Source organism: Thermogemmatispora aurantia, from assembly GCF_008974285.1.
GTDB lineage: Bacteria > Chloroflexota > Ktedonobacteria > Ktedonobacterales > Ktedonobacteraceae > Thermogemmatispora > Thermogemmatispora aurantia.
The window spans coordinates 1,226,537-1,245,223 of record NZ_BKZV01000001.1 but is presented as its reverse complement, the minus strand read 5'-3'; the positions used below and the strand labels follow the sequence as shown (position 1 = coordinate 1,245,223).

Genomic DNA, 18,687 nt, shown 5'->3' with positions numbered 1-18,687 from the left:
TGGACTCCTTTCCTGGCGTCGGGGACCCAGGCTTTAGCCGTGGGGTAGTTGACTCTTATGCCGTTGTTGGCTATCTAGCGGGCACGTCTGGCTGCTACGATATACACCGCCGTTGAAAGCAGCATGCAGAGCATCAGACCGATGAAAACCAGCGCGCCGGGACCCGTCGCTTGTTTAGTCGCCATCTCTATCGTAAGCCATTCGCCATAGACCAGCATCCAGATCAGCAAGAGTTTGAGCCAGTTGATCAGCCCTCGCGCTAAGCGATACTGCCGAGCTGCGTTCTCTTCGGTGATGGCCCAGGGATAATTGAAAAACTGCGTGATGCGTGACAAGAGAGTCAGGAAAATATAGGCAATAGATGAGAAAATGGGGTAGTAGAGAAGATCAGATTTGTTAGTATAGGCATCAGGTTGACCTGCGAGATTGAAATGACCAGGGATACGTGCCGGCAATGTAGCCCAGGCCTGCACCGTCAGGTAAATGCTCAAGGCAATACTGACCAGAGCGACGACCTCTATCCCTATTTCGAGGGGAGAAAGTGGTGGACGGACTGCAGGACGCTGTTTTCTCTCGTGCATAGAGTGCTCCGACTTTTTGAAACGCTCAGTCTCAGCAGAATATGCTGTTTTTTTACATTCCTTCCGCTGCTCTCTCAGGGTCTTCTTCAGCTACGACGAGTGCATAGCCGAAACGATAGATTCTACGTAGAGAGAGGCCTGTCGGACGCAATTTGGATTTGATATTATCTATGTGTCGCTCAAGCGTTTTACGTGTACAGCGGTCTTTAGACGGTTTGGAGAAAATGGCCATGAGCAGGCGGGAATCTTCCACATTCTCATGTGTCAGCAGAATACAAAGTAAACGATACTCTGTTGGCGTAAAAGTGATGAGCTCCTCATTGATAAGGAGTGCTCTGTGAGCATCGCTGCGACTGATCTGATATGCTCCGATGGAGCGGCATGGCGTAAAGTGACGTAGTCGCATAAATCCTCCTCAGTAGTATTATTGACATTGAGACTATTCAAAGTAAAAGGCAACCCTGTCTTACCAGCAACTGCCTGATGGGGAATAGTTCTTTGCCCAGAGACGGGCCAGCCATAGGATGCTGACCTGGTGAACCTTCACAGATCGCGACGGCTTTGTCACCAGCTCTACCAGGGCTGCCAGCTGGGAACGAAGCTCTCTTTGCCCTGGTTGAGCCGCTGAATAGCGCTATCGTTGCCTGCTCGTTGCCGGCGTTGTCTGCGGCAACGCTCTTGCGGTGCCCATGGACCAGTGTCTACGAGACAGTGGACGAAGGCGACAGTGAAGTGCCTCGCTGGAAGGTCGTCAGAGCCAGAGCCTTGCTGGTGCCGCTGCACGGTCCGCTCTAGATTCGTGTCGCTCGCTCTTGCAAGGTGCTCTCGAAAGTAGCCAGGAATCCGCAGCCCGGCATGAGGTACCGCTGTATACCGCCCCTGCGCAATTGATCGGTGCTATCGCTCAGAGCCGATCTGGTAACTGTTCTATTCACTCGTCGTAATTCGCACATCAATTCTAAAAATACCATATGCCTGGCAGCGAGGTCAACCCCGGCGAGCGGAGATACTGATGATGCAGCGTTGGCGCTTGTGCCCCTGCGGAGCGGTGTGTCATACTGGTAGCAGACAGGGCGGGGTACTTGTGTCTGTGTGGGGGCAAGCAACCCCTGCCGCAAGAGAGACAGCCCACGCCAGCTCAGTCCAGAGAGGGAGAAGCATTGCACAATGGTTGCTATTTCCATTCAGATTGAGGGACAGACGGGTCTGACCTGGCCCCGCTGGAAGCGTCTGGTTGAGGCCATCGAAGGTCTGGGCTATGCTGGCCTCTTCCGCTCCGATCACTTCACCGATCCCGTGCCGCCCGACCGCGAGGCCCTGGAAACCATTGTCTCGCTGGCCTATGCCGCCGACCATACCCGACGCGTCCATTTTGGCCCCCTTGTCTCGCCGGTCTCCTTTCACCATCCCGTCATGTTAACGCGCCAGGCGATTGCTCTCGACGACCTGAGCGGGGGACGTTTCATCTTCGGTGTAGGGGCTGGCTGGCAGGAGCGCGAGCATGCCATGTTTGGACTCAATCTGGGTGATATGCGCACGCGCATGGCCCGTTTTGCTGAGGCCCTCGAGGTCATCACCCTCCTGTTGCGCTCCGAGCAGCCAGTCACCTTCAGCGGCAGCTTCTACCAGCTCCGCGAGGCGCAGCTCCTGCCCCGTCCGCAGCGGCCTGGTGGGCCGCCCATCATGATCGGCGGCGGCGGACGTAAACGCACGCTGCCGCTGGCGGCACGTTACGCGGACATCTGGAACGCCGGCTTTCTCTCACCCGAGCAGTTTCGCGAGCTTTCGGCCTTTCTCGATCAACTACTGCAAGAGGTTGGACGCCCGCCTGCGAGCGTTCAGCGCACCATGATGACCTCGCTCTTCTTCGGGCGCACACGCGAGGATCTCTATCAGCGCCTTGACTGGTGGCGTCACTATGATCCCAGCTACGCCCCCCTCTCCTCGCGGGAGATCCTGGAGCGAGTGCAGGCCCAGAATCGCACCATCGTCGGCACGCCCGACATGGCTATTGCCCAGATCAAGCGCTACGGCCAGGCCGGCGTTCAAGAGCTGATGCTGCAGTGGTTCTACCTCGACGACATCGACGGTCTGCGCGACTTCGCCGAGACAGTCCTGCCTTTTGTCTAGTTGACAGACCTCGGACCCCCGGCCAAGCAGACGGACAGAGCAGCACAAAAAAGGATGGGACCGATAAGGCGGGTCCCATCCTTCCCCTCGTCTTGTCTCGCCTCGCCTCGCTTTACAGATCTGCCTCTGCTGGCGAGGGAGGTGAACCACTAGCCGGTATTGCGCAGGCCAGCAGCAATGCCATTGATGGTCAACAGCACAGCGTAGGTCAGGCGTGCCCGCTCGCGCTCCTGCTCGCCGGCCTCCTGTTGCTCGGCCTTGCTCAGATCCAGCGGTCCACCCAGGGCGCGCAGACGGCGAAGCAAAACCACCTGGAAGTAGCTCAGCGGGTCCACATAGGGATTGCGCAGACGGATCGAGCGCTGCAGAACCGGCGAGTTATCTAGCAGGGCCTTGCCTCCCACAATGCGCAGGAGCCAGTGACACGTGCGCTCATACTCTGCCTCAATCTCGGCAGAGATCCGCTGACGCAGCTGCTCGTCAGCCACCAGCGTCGCATAGTGGCGAGCAATATGCATATCCGCCTTGGAGAGCGTCATCTGTAAATTATCGAGGAAAGCGCGCATGAAGGGCCAGGAGCGGTACATCTCCTGTAGCTCGTGCAGGCCCTGTGGCTCGGCCTGCACGAACTCCTCGATAGCCCCGCCGATCCCGTACCAGCTTGGCAGCACGTAGCGGCTCTGCATCCAGGAGAAGACCCAGGGGATGGCGCGCAGCTCCTCAATGTTGCGCCCGCTGGTGCGGCGCGCTGGGCGCGAGCCGATATTGAGCCAGCCGAGTTCGAGAATCGGCGTGGCCTGCTCAAAGAAGGTCAGAAACTCGCGATCCTCATAGATCAGGCGGCGGTAGCGCTGATAGGCACTCAGCGAGAGCCGATCCATGATCTCGACCCAACGTGGCGGTTCCTCGCGGCGCGGGTCCTGGGGGAGGCTCGACTCAATGACGCCAGTGACCACCAGCTCCATATTGCGCAAGGCAATCTCGTGAAGCCCGTATTTAAAGGAGAGCATCTCGCCCTGTTCGGTAATGCGAATGCGCCCGTTGACGGTGCCTGGTGGCTGGCCCAGAACAGCCTCGTAGATAGGGCCGCCGCCACGCCCGATGGCCCCGCCGCGTCCGTGGAAGATCATGATGCCGATCCCATAGCGTTCTCCCAGTGCGGCCAGGCGCTGCTGCGCCTGATAGAGCTCCCAGCCCGAGGTCAGCATTCCGCCGTCCTTACTGCTATCCGAGTAACCGAGCATAATCTGCTGCTCATTGCCATGACTGGCCACCCACTGGCGGTAGAGCGGGAAGCGGAAGGCTGTTTCCATGATCGTCGCGCAGCCGCGCAGATCGGCGATTGTCTCGAAGAGCGGCACGATCGGCAGGCCGCTGATGCCGGCCTCCTTGCAGAAAAACTGTACCTCCAGCAAGTCGCTGAGCGTACGCGCCATACTAATGATATAGCAGGTCACCGCCCGTGGACCGAACTCCTCGCGCGCCTGGCGAATGGCCTCGAATGTTCCCAGGACCGTGGCTGTTTCCCTGCTCAGCTGAAGGCCGCGTCGCGGCAAGACGCGCGGGTCACGGAGCAAGCGTTCCAGCAGCTGGACCCGTTCCTCCTCGTTCAGTTCCAGATAGTCTCGGGCGAGCGCTCCATCGGAGCCAGCGGTCAGTGTCTCTGCCAGGCCGGTCACGCGCAGCAGCTCTGAAAGCGCCTGGGCATGGCGCTCGCTGTGCTGGCGCACATCAAGCGCGGCGAAATGAAAGCCAAACAGCTCCACCTGGCGGATCAGACGAGCCAGCGCCCCATTGGCCACCTCATGCTCACCGTCGGCCAGCAGGCTCTCATAGACCAGGCGTAGATCAGCCAGTAGCTCCTCCGCCTCGCGATAGGCCACCGTGCGCTGTAGGGCCGAGGCCAACTCAGCCGCTTCCTCCTCCTGGGCTGGGGCCATCGCAGCCAACGTCGCTCCCAGACGCTTCCACATGAACGACAGCTTGCGCCGATATGGCTCCAGGCGCGTCTGTTCACCCAGCTCGCGGTCGTAGTCTGGCAGACGAGCGGCATCCTCCTCGATCGAGCGACGCAGCTCCTCAGTCACCGTGCTGTAGGTAATCGACTGTGAATACTCCCGTGCCAGTGCCTCAATCGAGCGACGGTAGTGTGTCAGTAAGCTAGCGCGTTGCAGGCGCAGAGCCTGCAGCAACGTCTCCGGTCCGACATTTGGATTGCCATCCTGGTCGCCGCCGATCCAGGAGCCGATCCGCAAGAAAGGTGGAACGCGCAGATCCAGGTTGGGATACTGCCGTTCAAGCAACTGCTCGAACTCCTCGTAGAGTTCGGGCAGTGCCTCGTAGATAATCTCATCGAGGTAATAGATGCCCATCTTCACCTCATCCACCGGCTGCGGGCGCACGTGGCGGACAGCATCGGTGCGCCAGAGCAAAGCAATGGTACTCTCCAGCTCGCGCTGGCGTGACCAGGGGCGTTGAGATCGACCGAGCATGTGGCCGTACTCGCGGTCGTAGGCATCCAGCAGATCAGCCACCTGACGCGACTTGATGATCAGCGTACGGCGCGTCGCCTCGGTCGGGTGGGCAGTAAAGACTAGCTCGATCGAGAGGCGCTGCAGGAGGGCTTGCAGGGTCTCTCGATCGACTCCGTGCTGCTGGAAGAACTGCATGAGGGCAGCCAGCGAGCCGCGCTGTGGCGTCGGTTCCGGGCCACTCTCGTGTTCGCGGCGGCGGCGAATGCGATGGTACTGTTCCGCCGTATTGACCAGGTGAAAGTAGATCGTGAAGGCGCGGATCACATCGATGGCCATGCGCAGATCGCAGCTCTCCACGACCCGCATAATGTCGGCATCCAATGCCTCAATCTCACGCTGCAATTGTTCTGCTTCCACTCCCTCAGCCTGCGCCAGCTGCTCGGCATAATCGCGCAGACGCTTGCAGCTACGGCGGAGGTGTTCCACTGTCTCGAACACCTCACTGCCCCCATGCTGCTGAATAGCACGTCCCAGCGCATCACCGAGCATGCGGATATCACGACGCAAGGGAGCATCTTTCTCCTGACGGCGTTCTTGCTCAGACATAGAGATGCATCCTTTTCCAAGCGCTCAGATGCAAAGCCCTGCTCTGCCAGAGTAGCAACTGATTCTCTCCCGGCTGGCTCCTCCTTCCCAACACCAGGCAGCCTGGCCAGCCTTCTGCTGCGCGCCTACTGAGACGACGACACTGGCAGAGCTGTCAGCCAGACGGCGATCCCTCATCCATTCCGGGATGGAAGTTGCGGAAACCTAGGTGATCAAGCGATCAGCGTTGCTGGATCCCTCGTCAGCGGTGCGGTCAACGGTCCTTGTGGGAGGCTCATCATTGTGCCGTCAGTAGCAATTGTAGCACATTGCCGTGCGAATAGTCGCGCTTCTCCCTGCATCGTCGGACTCGCCGAATGCTAAAGGGACCTTGAACTGACCTGGCCGCTTTGACCAGTGAGCATCTTTCTTCCCATAAAACGACCTGCAGCCAGGGGCAAGTTCCTGCTGCAGGTCGAGAAAGAGCCGCGCTTCCCTGGGGGGTAGGGGCCGGAAGGGACCGTCAAGACAGGGATAGCTAGACTGCCGAAGCTGCGCGATGACTGTCAAGCCGGTCGTCGTCGGCTGCCTGCCCCGTGCAAGCCGGGTCTGTCAGCGTGAGCTAATGCAACGACACATCATCGACATAGACCGGACCCTGAGCGTACCAGCCGTGGACATAGATCGTCACGCTGGTTGTTGAGGAACCGGTCGTGAACGTCACTGACAGCAATGTATAGCTTGTGCTGCTTGTCCAATTGCTAGCTCCGCCGCTGATGCCGAGATAAGCATACGGGCCGTTCACATAGGCGCTCAGCGTATACGTATGATTCGGCTGCACACTGATTGTCTGCGTGCACTGGCCAGTTGTCGAATTGCTCGGCGTCAGCTGCAAAGCATACGAACCGCTGTGGACGGGAGACGTCACCACACGGTCGCCGGCGTCGCAGCTCCAGGGCGAGAGCGAGCCACTTTCAAAGCCGGGATTGGCCACCAGGTTCCCCCCGGTTGGAGTTGGCGAGGGCGTTGGGGTCGGGGTGAGGCCAGGGGTGGGAGTAGGCGTCGCCGGCTGAGGCGTTGGCGTGGGCGTGGGATTCGTGGTGCTGCCGCTAGTGAACTGGTTAAAGAGCTTCGAGAAATCAAAGGGCTGCTGCTGAATACCGCTGCACGTCGGTGAGACATAGGCCCCATTGTTGGGGCAGGGCTGATCGCGGCCCGCCGACCACATCGACAGCTCCCCCAGACCATTCTGCTGGGCGAAACTCAGCAGCTGCTGGGCATCCTGGAGTGTAAAGACCTCGGGCGACACATCGTTTAAGCCGATCATCGGCGTCACCCCAATCATTGCCCACAGCTGGGCGCTCGACTTGTTGGGGTAAAGGCTCTTGAGCTGATTGAAGGTACTCTGAGCGGCGCTAATGGCATTTTGTCCCATCTGATTGGGAGGGACCGAGCTGCCGTAATCCATCGCCATAATATTGACCATACCCACGTTAACGCCGTTAGCGATGGCATTCTGCAGAAGATTGATGCCATCCTGTGTCAATCCCGAAGGCATCACCGGCAGCGTATACGAAACGAACAACCCGGGGTTGGCCGCCTGCAGAGCGGCCAGGGCCTTATTGCGCCGGTCGACCGAAGCCGAGTCGGCAATGGCCGCCCCCTCGATGTCAAAATCCACGTGCGTCAACTGATAGTTGGTCACCACGGCCTGGTACTGGGCCTGCAAGCTACTGACGCTGCTGCAAGCCTGGGCCAGCTCGGTGCCATTGGCGCCGCCGAAGGAGACAATCACATCGCCGCCCAGGGCACGCAGATTGCTGATATCGCTCTGCAAGAAGCCCTGATTGACGGGGGTGGTTCCATTCCACTCGGCCTGACAGCTTCCGCCGCCGTTAATAATGAAGGCCAGTGTATAGAACTTCACCCCAATCTGCTGGGCCGTCTGCGTCAACTGGAACGTGGGATATAGACTTGTATCAACATAGGGAGCGAAGTAGTGGGCTGGGAAGCCGGCGGCCTGCGCTGGCCGACTCTGATGCAGCTGCCAGCCGACTAAGAGGGAGGCTGCCAGAGAGAGCGACAGGGCGACGAAAACGATAGGACGCGGTAATCTTTGCTGCATCGTTGCTCCTTTGTTGCATCATGCATCGTTGGTAACTAACACAGGCAAGAGAGAGAAGAAGGCCGCAGCCATGCGAAACAAAGAGCAGCAGGGAAGCGCGCAGCGCAGCCTTGCGTATGACCATCCGACCCTGGATCAGCAGCGAGGATGAGAAGAAGATAAGGCATCGCTTACCTCCTGATTGAGGGCTTCATCATAGAGCTGGCACAGCGTTTGCAATGCCGCTTTCTCGCCGACATAGTGCGCTAACTGGGCACAGAGCCGGTCGGCTCGGCGCAGATGGAAGGCAATGACCTGGTGGCGGGCCCGTCCCAGTGCCAGCCCGTAGAGACCGCGCTGCATTGCAATGTACTCGGCCTCGATCTGGCAACGGAGGCGTGCCACCTCACTCTTGCCCTCAGCCAGGGACTGCTTACTGCCAGGCATAGGCTCACCTGAGAGTGACTTTCTGCTCGCGCACAGCGAGCCTGCAGAAGCGAACAAATCCTTTTCAAGGAGATCCTAACCAAAACTGGACTGAATGTCAAGATGTATAGTCCACTTTATCTAACCCAGGTGGCTGGCAGTCGCCTGGGCTTAAAGTGGTCAAAGGCAGGGCTTGGATGGAAGCCGGAACCGATAAGAGGGAGAGAAAGGTAAGGTGAGCGAGCCTGGGGGCTGATCAGAGCGAGCTAGGTACGGAAGTGGTGGCCGGCCCGTTCCAAGACCTGTCTGGCGCGTTCCAGATCTTCGGCCTTCACCAGGATATGGTCGGTCTCATAAGTGGCGATAGCCAGCACACTGATATTAGCTTCCGCGAGTGGGATAGCCAGCGAGACATGCACACCAGCCACAGAAAAATCGAAAGGGCCATCGACGCGCAGGCATTTCCAGCCGCGTTCGACCTGATAGCCCTCTTGAGGGACGTTATCCTCGCAGCAAACGACAGACAGCTCATAGGGTGTGCGGGTGAGGGAGATAAATTCATCGCCGATCAGGGCCCAGTGAGGGATTGGGCCATTGGGATCGAGGCGGCAGACAGCGTACTGGCCGGGCAAGATTGAAAGCGTCAATTTCTGCATAGAGCAACAGACTCCCTTCTCCGACAGCGACAGCGTAGCAAGCAAATAGAGCAGCGTGTGTAGGAATCGCCAGCGGCGTTGAGGCCGCTGGCGGCTGCTATCCTGAAGTCTGTGTTTTTTGCACAATGCTCTGGCTAACGTTTCCACCAGCGACCCAAAGCGCGGGGGTAAAAAATCCCCACAGTGTTAAGTATAGCCGTTAACGTGGCCCGCGTGATTGTGCACAATGCATGAATCCCGTCTCTGACTTTTTGATGGATTGTCTCTACTTTTCGGCGAGGGAGCGGCGCTACACTACTAGCGTGGGGAAGAGCAGGAGACGAACGAGCGGTGATTGCCCGAAAGCTCTTTCCGCAGCCCGGCGCCATGAAGGCGAATCCTGTGGTAATGAGGCCAGCCATCATCACATTCTTCCTGGGATTGTGCTGCTAGAAAAGGAGGTTCCTCATGGCTACAGAAACCGGTGGTGAGGTGCGCATGCAGCCCACCCTGGGGCTGACGGGTGTCACCATCAACGCGATGGCGCTCATTGCGCCTGGTGCTTTTCTCTGGACCACCTATCAGATCCAGGCGGTGCCGTCCTCGGCAATGAACATGTGGTTTTCGGTCTTCATTGCCACTGCCATCGCCATGCTCACCGCCATCGCCTATGCGACCCTGGCCAGGCGTTATCCAGAGGCAGGCCCCGGCAGCTCCTACTATTTTGCCGAGGCGGCGGTCTTGCAGCAAGAGGAACACCGGCACTTCAAATTTGCTCGTTTGAGTAAATTCATTGTAGGCTGGGCCTCGCACCTCTATTACTGGGTCTACCCGGGCGTGATGGTCGCCTTCATGGGGCTAGTGATCACCTACATCATCCAGACCTTCGTTCCCAGCTTTGGCGCGCCCTGGCAGGAGGTGCTTGTCTGTATTGTCTTTGCCATCATTGTTGGGGCCATCGCTTACATTGGCGTCACGGGGGCCACTCTGGCCAACATCATTATCAACGCCATCCAGATCATTGCCCTGGTCAGTTTCTCGATCCTGGCCGTTGTCTACCGTATCCAGCATCCCGAGCTGCACTACATGCATCCCAACCCGCTAAGCGTAGTGCTGCCCCATGACCTGGGCGGGTTGATCTTCCAGTCAACGATCGCCATTCTGTTGGTGGTAGGCTTTGAATCGGCCACGGCCCTGGCGGCGGAGGCCAAGAATCCGGCGCGGGATATCCCGCGGGGCGTCATTCTCTCGCTGGTTATTCAGGCGGTTATCTTCTACTTCCTGGAGTACTTTGCGGCCAATTTCGTGATCAATGATGCTTACAAGAACGCTGGCGGGAGTGGCTTTGCAGCGGCCAATAGCTCGGTGGCTCCCATCGGTGATCTGGCGCGCATCATCGGCGATAGCCTGCTCGGTGGCAATGGCCTGGCCTACGCCATGATGCTGGCGGCCAGCGTGGTAGTGGCTCTGGTAGGCACCTCTCTCTCTTGTTTGAACACGGGTGTGCGCGTGACCTACGCGATGGGCAAAGATACCGAGCTGCCGGTGGTCTTCGGTTTCCTCCACGGGCGCTTTCGTACCCCTCACGTCGGAGTAATTGTCCTGACGATCATTTCAGCGCTTGTCGGGTCATACGGTGTGCTGAACGTGAACAACCTGACCCAGGTGACCCTGATCTCGAACATCGGCACCTTCCTGCTTTACGGTATGACCTGTTTGATCTGTCTGATTGCTTTCCGCGGCGTGCCGGGGCGCAGCTTCTTCTCGACGATCCTGGCCCCAGCTCTGGGAGCGCTCATGAATATCCTGATGCTGGTCGGCGTGCTCTACTACGCCATCACAGCGGGCGGTGCCTCGCAGCTCAACACGATCATCGCTGCGCTCTTCGCGGTGGCCTGGCTGGTCATCGGCTTCGGCTACCTCTACATCCGCAAGTTGGTCACGGGCACGCCTATCCTCTACCCCGAGGACCACAAGGAGAAGCTGGGGCTCAAGATCGGCTCTGGCTCGGGGGTCCTCTCAGGCGAAAGCAGCTAGGCTAGAGGTCTCTGCTCAACAGCGATGAGCGGATGGTGGGCTGGCACTAGCGCCAGCCTGGCCGCAGTCAGTCGGCAATGGCCTGAACCCAAACTGTTCCTCTCAGTGTGTTTGCCTGTTCCTGTCATGAGCCGGTCGGGCAGGAAGCCGGGGAGTACGAGCTGCCTGTGGTGCAGCAACGAGGCGGTCGCAGCGCAGCAGAGATCTCTCTGGCTGATCCTGCCGGCCTGGCCCACTGGCAGTGGACCAGAACAGAAATACGAGACAGACGGAGACGGCGGGTATGGAGGTCGGCAGGCCAGCAATGGCCAGCGAGTCTCTGCGCGCAAGAAGGAAAGAGGGTGAGAGGTAAGCTTGTCACTGCCATAAACCCACCAGGGCGAAGGGAGGAGAAGAGGGAGTGAGGTAAGGTAACTGGCAGACTCCTTGGGAGAAGCTATGATGAGCGTTGCTTGTTCGGGGGGCGAAGACTGGCGGGGCTCTCCCTTTTATGCTACACTGGGGGAGAGAGACAGACTGGCACTGGCAACTATCTCGCGGAAAGGCGTACGGAGCCGATGCAAGGGGTCTATTCACCGGGGACGCGCATCGACCACTATGAGATCGTGCGCATGCTGGGCCACGGCGGCATGAACCGTGTCTACCTGGCCCGCGATTTGCATAACCAGGAGCTGGTCGTGCTCAAGTTTCCCAACAGCGAGCTGATTGGTGACATTGCCGTCTTCGAGCGCTACAAGCGTGAGGCCGAGGTTGGTCATCGGATCAATCATCCCTACGTGCAGCGCCTGCTCAATGTGGACGAGCCGCGCTCCGAAGACTACCTGGTGATGGAGTACATCAAGGGTCGCTCGCTACGCCAGATCCTGGAGGAGCATGCTCCCGAACCCCTGCCGGTTGCTGAGGCTCTGCGCATTGCCATTCAGATCTGCGAGGCTCTGGCCTATTGCCATGAGCATGGGGTTTTCCATCGCGACATTAAGCCCGAGAACATCCTGATTCAGGAGAACGGCGATGTCAAGATCATTGACTTTGGCATTGCCCTGCTGGAAGGGGCGCGGCGCGTAACCTGGCGTGGCCTCTCCAGTACGGTAGGAACTCCTGACTACATGTCGCCAGAGCAGCTGAAAGGCGAGCGTGGCACCGCCCGCTCCGATATCTATGCGGTCGGCATCATTCTGTACGAGATGCTCTGTGGTCGAACTCCCTTCGAAGGCGAGAACGTCTTTGCCATCATGAATCAGCATGTCTCGCAGGACCCGCCTTCGATTCTGAAGTACAATCCGCAGCTCTCGCCGGAACTGGCAACGGTGGTCATGCGGGCCATTCGCCGTGATCCGCAGAAGCGCTATCAGAGTATGCAAGAGCTGCTCCACGACCTGCGCAATCTCGGAGAGGTCAAGCCAGTACCCTATACGCCCGATCCGGTCCAGCTCGGCCAAACCGGACGTCTGGTGCTCATTGCCTCCCTCGTTATCATTGCCCTCTCCCTCGCCATTATTGCCTTTGGCTTCTTAGTACAGTTTCTGCATCACGCAGCGCACTGAGGTGAGCAGGTAGCTGTCTGCCTCTCTCCCTGCCGCACTAACCTGCCTGTCTACTTGCCTGCCTGCTTGCAAAGGCGATCGCTGTTTACTGTTCTGTTGTGTTCTCGATGCGTGGTTCCTTGGACGGAAGGGGGGCGATGCTATGTCTGAGTCCGTCGCGACGCCAATCTATCTGGTTGGCGATGTACATGGCCATCTCAAAAAGCTACTTGTGCTCCTGCAACGTGCTCAACTGATCGATAGTCAGCAGCGCTGGAGTGGGGGCCAGGCCAGGCTCTGGTTCCTAGGCGACTTTGTTGATCGTGGGCCGCAGGGTATTGCCGTAGTTGAGTTTGTCATGCGTTTGCAGCAGGAGGCGGCGGCAGTCGGTGGACGCGTCGAGGCGCTGCTGGGAAATCATGAGTTACTCTTGCTGGCGGCGTATCGCTTTGGCCGGCGCTCTACGGGCCTGGGTAGCAGTTTTCTCACTCGCTGGCGCAGGAATGGGGGCCAACGGGCAGACCTGGCTGCCCTGCGTCAACATCATCTGGATTGGCTGCAACAGCTGCCGGCAATGGCCCTGGTGGCTGACCATTTGCTCATCCATGCCGATGCTCCGCTCTATCTGCGCTGTGGCCGGACGCTGGAGGAGGTCAATACTTCCTTCTCTCACCTGTTGCGGCACAGCGATGCTCTGGTCTGGGAAGAAACGTTGGAGGATTTTGGGGCGCGCGGTCTCTTCGCCAATCCTTTTGTGGGGACGCAGATGGTGCAGCGCTTCCTGCACACCTTTGGAGGCCGCTACCTGGTGCATGGTCATACGCCCATTAGCTTCTTGACCGGCCAGGCCGCTGGCCGAATCCTTGATCCCTGGATCTATGCCGGGGGGCAGTGTATTAATATCGATGGTGGCCTGCACCTGGGTGGGGCCGGTCTGGTCTATCAGCTTCACTCTTCGCGCCACAGCCCTGTCACTGACAGTCATGACAGGCCCGTGCCTGGGCAGCCGGCGCTCAGGGCTGCTGCGAGCTAGTCAGACAGGCAAGCTGATGACGGATGAGAAAACCGCAGGCCATCGTGCCCCACGCCTGATCCGTCATCTCTGCTCGGTTGCTTATCTCTCAAGGAGAATAGCATACTCTTCCTCCTTGTAGCCCTCCTGAACTCCTGAGACAGGCCGCGTGTGGGAACAGGGCGGTTCTCATGCGATCAGCTCGCTGGACAGAGCTTGGAGGCCGTGAGCACCTGTTACAGTGTTCACGGCCTCCGGCCCGTGCCTGCTTCACGGGTTTCCCCTTGCCAAAAGCCGTGTTCGTATGTTACACTTTTTGAACAGCGAACGCTGGTTGTTCGGCTGTATGGACCGTGACCAGGTGTCCGCGAGCCCCGCCGCTCTTCCCCGACCAATGCCGCTCATGTGTGCGCATCTGTGCGCCCTGCAATCCTGTCTATCCCGATGACCTCGGCGAGCGCTGTTCTGGTCGCCGACACAGTGTGGCTCCAACGCTGGTGCCTCCTGGTCTTCTATGCTGTCTGTTTTACAGGAGGGCAATCTATGCAGCACCACGCTTCTGCTGATCCCGCATATCCGCTCTACGATGCCCGGTGGGAACATGATGCCTGTGGTACAGGCTTTATTGTACAGATTTCCGGAGAGCGCAGTCATGCGCTGGTAGAGATGGCCCTGGAGGCGCTGGCTCGCCTGACGCACAGGGGGGCCCAAGACGCCGATGCCGAGACCGGCGATGGTGCTGGCGTGCTGACCCAGCTGCCGACGGAACTCTTCCGCTCGGAGCTGGAGGCCCAGGGGATCACGCCGCCCAAGGCTCACGCCCTGGCTGTGGGCATGCTCTTCCTTCCCCCCCTCGCGCGCGTTCCCGAAGAGCTTGAGACAAGCCGCCAGATCGTCGAGCAGACGCTGGCCGAGTTGGAGATCCCGCTGTTGCTCTGGCGCCAGCCGCCGCTCGATGAGAGCGTGCTTGGCTCCCAGGCGCGCGCGACGCTGCCAACGATTTCCCAGATTTTGCTTGCATGTCCAGACAAGCTTACCCCTGAAGCGTTCGATGCCTCCCTCTACTATGCCCGTCGCCTGATCGAGCGTCGCTGGCTGGAGGCCGGCCTGACCAATGCCTATGTGGCCTCGCTCTCCCGCCATACCCTGGTCTACAAGGGCCTGATGGCGCCCGATACGCTGGCGCGCTTCTACCGCGACCTGGCCAATCCTCTCTATACCAGCGCTTTTGCTATCTTTCACCAGCGTTACAGCACCAACACTTTCCCGTCCTGGCCGTTGGCCCAGCCGTTCCGCATGCTGGCCCACAACGGCGAAATCAATACTTTGCTTGGTAACCGTAACTGGATGCGGGCGCGCGAAAAAGCCCTGACTGCCGCTCGCTGGGGGGAGAAGCTGGCCGATCTACTGCCTGTGATTCAAGAAGGGGGCAGCGATTCGGCCCAGCTCGATAACGTGCTAGAGTTCTTAACCTGTTCTGGCCGGGACCTGCTGCATAGCATGCAGATGTTAGTTCCACCGGCATGGGAGCAAATGCCTGAGTTGGATCATGCGTGGCGGGCCTGGTGCGAGTATCATGCAGGCCAGATCGAACCCTGGGATGGCCCAGCGGCCTTAGTCTTCAGCGATGGGCGCTTTGTGGGTGCGGCTCTCGATCGCAACGGCCTGCGCCCGGCGCGGTATACGCTCACCTCGAACGGCCTGCTGATTCTGGCCTCCGAGGTTGGGGTGATTTCCTGTGAGCCGCATGAGGTGGTCGAGAAAGGGCGTCTAGGACCGGGGCAGATGATCGCCGTGGACCTGGAGCGTCATGCTGTGCTGCGCGACGAGGACATCAAAGCGATGTTAGCACAGCGCCAGCCGTACGGGCAGTGGCTTGATGACAATTTAGTGCGCCTGACACGACAGCCCCAGGTGGTGTCTTCGGAGCTGTGTAGCGATGGAGGGGATCAGCAGGAACTAGATGCCGAAGCCCTTTTCCAGCGTCAGCTGCTCTTTGGTGTGACGAATGAGGATGTTGAGTTGATTCTGCGCGCTATGGTCCAGAATGCCAAAGAGCCAATCTGGAGCATGGGCGACGATACCCCGCTTGCCTCCCTCTCGTTGCGCTCCCGTTCCCTGGCCGACTACTTCCATCAGCGCTTTGCTCAGGTTACTAATCCGCCTATCGATCCTTTGCGCGAGCAGGTGGTCATGTCACTGGACTGCTATTTGGGACGGCGGGAAAGCCTGCTCAGCGAATCGCCGCGCCATGCCCACCTTATTCACCTGGAGACGCCCCTGCTGACTGAGGCGCAGTTGAAGACGCTCCGTCATCTGGAGGGACAGGGATTTCGGGCTCGCACGCTGGAGGCCACCTTCGCGTTGGCTGAAGGGCCGGCAGGGCTGGAGGCCGCTCTGGCGCGTTTGGAGCGCGAGGCGGTAGCGGCTGTTCATGAGGGGATAGACCTTTTGATTCTGAGCGATCTGGGGACCGATCTGGAGCATGCTCCTGTCCCGATGCTGCTCGCCGTCGGAGCGGTCCATCAGGAGCTGATCCGCCGGGGGCTGCGTACCTCCGTGTCGTTGATTTGTGAGACTGGCGCGGCCTGGGATATTCATCAGATTGCCTTGCTGCTCGGCTATGGCGCGGAGGCGATTGTGCCAGCCGTGGCGCTGGCGACGGTGCGCGCTCTGGCCGGTGAGCGTCATCTGGAGTCGATCACGCCCGAGGAGGCGGTTGAGCGCTACTTCCACGGAGTTGAGGAGGGCCTGCGCAAGGTCATGGCGCGCATGGGCATCTCGACTGTGCGTAACATCATCGGTGGCGGCCAGTTCGAGATCGTAGCCCTGGAGCCTGCTCTGGTCGAGCGCTGCTTTGCTGGCTCGCCGGCTCATCCTGGCAGGATCGGGCTGGAGCAGATTGCGCGCCAGTTGATCGAACACCACCAGAAGCTGATCCAGCCAGCGGAGCAACCTGTGGCGACTTCGCGGACGGCAGCCACTGCCGGTGCGGCTCATCAGCGGCGCAAGCTCCCCGAGGCCGGCTACTACCGCTATCGTCGTGATGCTGAGTATCACGCCTTCAACCCGCTGGTAGTGCGCGCCCTGCAGAAAGTGGCCCAGAGCGGCGATCCCGAAGACTATCGTCGCTTTACTGAGTTGGTCTATGGGCGTCCACCCACGAACATTCGTGATCTCCTTAGCTTTGTGCCGCGTGAACCCATTCCCATCGAAGAAGTTGAGCCGGTCGAAGCAATTCGCGCGCGCTTCGTGGTCTCGGCGATGTCGCTGGGGGCCTTGAGTCCCGAGGCCCATCGTACCATTGCCGCCGCTATGAACAGCATTGGCGGACGTAACAATACGGGCGAAGGTGGCGAAGATCCTGATTGGTACTACGAGCTGCTGGAGGGCCATCCGGTCAGTAGCAAGATCAAGCAAGTGGCTTCCGCGCGCTTTGGTGTAACCACCGAGTATTTGGTGCGAGCTGAGGAGCTGGAGATCAAAATGGCCCAGGGTTCGAAGCCGGGCGAGGGCGGCCAGCTTCCACCCAACAAGGTTACACCCTTTATTGCTCGCCTGCGTCACACGGCGCCGGGCGTACCCTTGATCTCGCCGCCGCCCCATCACGATATCTATAGTATCGAGGATCTGGCCCAGCTGATCTATGATCTGCGCCAGGTCAATCCGCGGGCGCGCGTTGGGGTCAAGCTCGTATCGAGTAAGGGCGTAGGAACCATTGCGGCAGGCGTAGCCAAGGCCCATGCTAACTACATCCATATTGCGGGCCACGATGGCGGCACGGGCGCCTCACCGTTCCAGTCGATCAAGCATGCGGGTATCCCCTGGGAGCTGGGTCTGGCGGAGACCCAGCAGACGCTGGTGCGCAACGGCCTGCGCAGCCGTGTGCGGGTGCGCGTTGACGGCGGCCTCAAGACGGGGCGTGACGTAGTCATCGCGGCGATGCTGGGGGCCGATGAGTTCGGTTTCGGCACCGCTATCATGGTCTCGCTCGGCTGTGACATGGCGCGTCAATGTCATCTAAATACTTGTCCAGCGGGCATAGCTACCCAACGTGAGGATCTGCGTGCGAAGTACACAGGCCGGCCAGAGATGGTCGTCAATTATCTGACATTGCTGGCCCAGGAGGTGCGTGAGATCCTGGCCCGGCTGGGGGTGCGGCGTCTTGACGAGATCATCGGGCGGGCTGATTTGCTACAGTGTCCCGAAGATGTGAGCATCGAACTGGCGCCTGTCCTGGCGACACCGGCGGGTGGCTTTGTGGCGCCAGCGCCACCGCCGCCGGGTTCGCAAGTGGCGGCCCAAATCCTCAGCGAGGCCGAGCAGGCTCTAAATGGAGAGCGCAGCGTCTTTACGCAGCATAGCATCCAGAACGCCGATCGCACGGTCGGGGCCAGTCTGGCGGGAGAGATCGCGCGGCGCTATGGCAATCAGGGGCTGCCAGGTGTGAGCGTCACCTGCACCTTCCACGGCTCGGCGGGACAGAGCTTCGGCGCCTTCTGCGTGCCTGGCATGCGCTTGATCCTCAACGGCGAGGCCAACGACTATGTGGGCAAGGGCATGACAGGCGGCCAGATTATCATCATGCCGCCGCCAGCGGCGCGCTATCCTGCGCATAAGAATATCATTATGGGCAATGCGGTTCTCTATGGAGCCACTGGTGGCCAGCTCTTCGCCGCTGGCTGTGCGGGCGAGCGCTTTGCCGTGCGCAACAGCGGTGCCCTGGCTGTGGTGGAGGGTGTGGGAGCCCATGCCTGTGAGTACATGACTGGCGGCATGGTGGTGGTGCTTGGCAGCACGGGCATCAACTTTGGCGCCGGTATGTCCGCCGGTGTGGCCTATGTCCTCGATACCGAGGGCGTCTTCCCGCCGCGCTGTAATACCGAACTGGTCGAGCTGCAGCGCATCAACGACCCTGATGAGGCGGAGGCGCTGCGCAAACTGATCGTGCTCCACCGCAAGAAGACCCATAGCTGGCGCGCGGCCCAGATCCTGGCTGAGTGGGACCATATGCAGCGCTTCTTCTGGCGTGTGGCGCCGCGCGAGCGTGTGCAGACGGCGCGCGATTTCCTGGGAGCCTATCCCGAGGAGAAACGCGACGCCGTAGGAAGCTAGCAGCGTGAAGGGCCACCGAGAGCGGTGGCCCTTTTACTGCTGATGCTCGACACTGGCCAGCTGAC

Annotated in this window: 11 protein-coding genes; 5 read left to right on the top strand and 6 right to left on the bottom strand. The window is 59.8% G+C overall.

Annotation, left to right across the window (positions count from 1 at the left end; translation table 11 throughout):
- Positions 1–74: 74 nt before the first annotated feature.
- Both KTAU_RS04830 and KTAU_RS04825 read right to left on the bottom strand, forming a co-directional pair.
- Positions 75–581 (bottom strand): DUF1648 domain-containing protein, encoded by a 507-nt coding sequence (locus KTAU_RS04830; protein WP_151727272.1) that lies wholly within the window; start codon positions 579–581, stop codon positions 75–77.
- Positions 582–633: 52 nt separating this feature from the next.
- Positions 634–987 (bottom strand): helix-turn-helix domain-containing protein, encoded by a 354-nt coding sequence (locus KTAU_RS04825; RefSeq protein ID WP_151727271.1) that lies wholly within the window; start codon positions 985–987, stop codon positions 634–636.
- A gap of 761 nt (positions 988–1,748) precedes the next feature.
- Between KTAU_RS04825 and KTAU_RS04820 the strand changes: the two genes are divergently transcribed.
- On the top strand, positions 1,749–2,711 hold the full coding sequence (locus KTAU_RS04820; RefSeq protein ID WP_151727270.1) for a TIGR03560 family F420-dependent LLM class oxidoreductase: 963 nt from the start codon (positions 1,749–1,751) through the stop codon (positions 2,709–2,711).
- A 149-nt stretch (positions 2,712–2,860) separates the two neighbouring features.
- Here the strand turns inward: KTAU_RS04820 and ppc are convergent, their stop codons facing one another.
- The 4 genes from ppc to KTAU_RS04800 all read right to left on the bottom strand — a co-directional run bounded on the left by ppc (position 2,861) and on the right by KTAU_RS04800 (position 8,956).
- Positions 2,861–5,791, bottom strand: coding sequence for a phosphoenolpyruvate carboxylase (gene ppc / locus KTAU_RS04815; RefSeq protein ID WP_151727269.1), 2,931 nt, complete (start codon positions 5,789–5,791; stop codon positions 2,861–2,863).
- 601 nt (positions 5,792–6,392) lie between these two features.
- Positions 6,393–7,895: a carbohydrate binding domain-containing protein gene (locus KTAU_RS04810; protein WP_151727268.1), complete on the bottom strand. Its 1,503-nt coding sequence runs from the start codon at positions 7,893–7,895 to the stop codon at positions 6,393–6,395.
- Positions 7,896–8,030: 135 nt separating this feature from the next.
- Positions 8,031–8,321 (bottom strand): hypothetical protein, encoded by a 291-nt coding sequence (locus KTAU_RS04805; protein ID WP_151727267.1) that lies wholly within the window; start codon positions 8,319–8,321, stop codon positions 8,031–8,033.
- Positions 8,322–8,566: 245 nt separating this feature from the next.
- Positions 8,567–8,956, bottom strand: a complete 390-nt coding sequence (locus KTAU_RS04800) for an ACT domain-containing protein (protein ID WP_151727266.1) — start codon at positions 8,954–8,956, stop codon at positions 8,567–8,569.
- Positions 8,957–9,403: 447 nt separating this feature from the next.
- Between KTAU_RS04800 and KTAU_RS04795 the strand changes: the two genes are divergently transcribed.
- The 4 genes from KTAU_RS04795 (at position 9,404) to gltB (ending at position 18,622) form a co-directional block, all read left to right on the top strand.
- Positions 9,404–10,972 (top strand): APC family permease, encoded by a 1,569-nt coding sequence (locus tag KTAU_RS04795; protein WP_151727265.1) that lies wholly within the window; start codon positions 9,404–9,406, stop codon positions 10,970–10,972.
- A 557-nt stretch (positions 10,973–11,529) separates the two neighbouring features.
- On the top strand, positions 11,530–12,516 hold the full coding sequence (locus tag KTAU_RS04790) for a serine/threonine protein kinase (protein WP_151727264.1): 987 nt from the start codon (positions 11,530–11,532) through the stop codon (positions 12,514–12,516).
- Between the two features lie 142 nt (positions 12,517–12,658).
- Positions 12,659–13,528, top strand: a complete 870-nt coding sequence (locus tag KTAU_RS04785; protein ID WP_151727263.1) for a metallophosphoesterase — start codon at positions 12,659–12,661, stop codon at positions 13,526–13,528.
- A 522-nt stretch (positions 13,529–14,050) separates the two neighbouring features.
- Complete coding sequence (gene gltB, locus KTAU_RS04780) at positions 14,051–18,622, top strand: glutamate synthase large subunit (RefSeq protein WP_151727262.1); 4,572 nt, start codon at positions 14,051–14,053, stop codon at positions 18,620–18,622.
- Positions 18,623–18,687 lie beyond the last annotated feature (65 nt).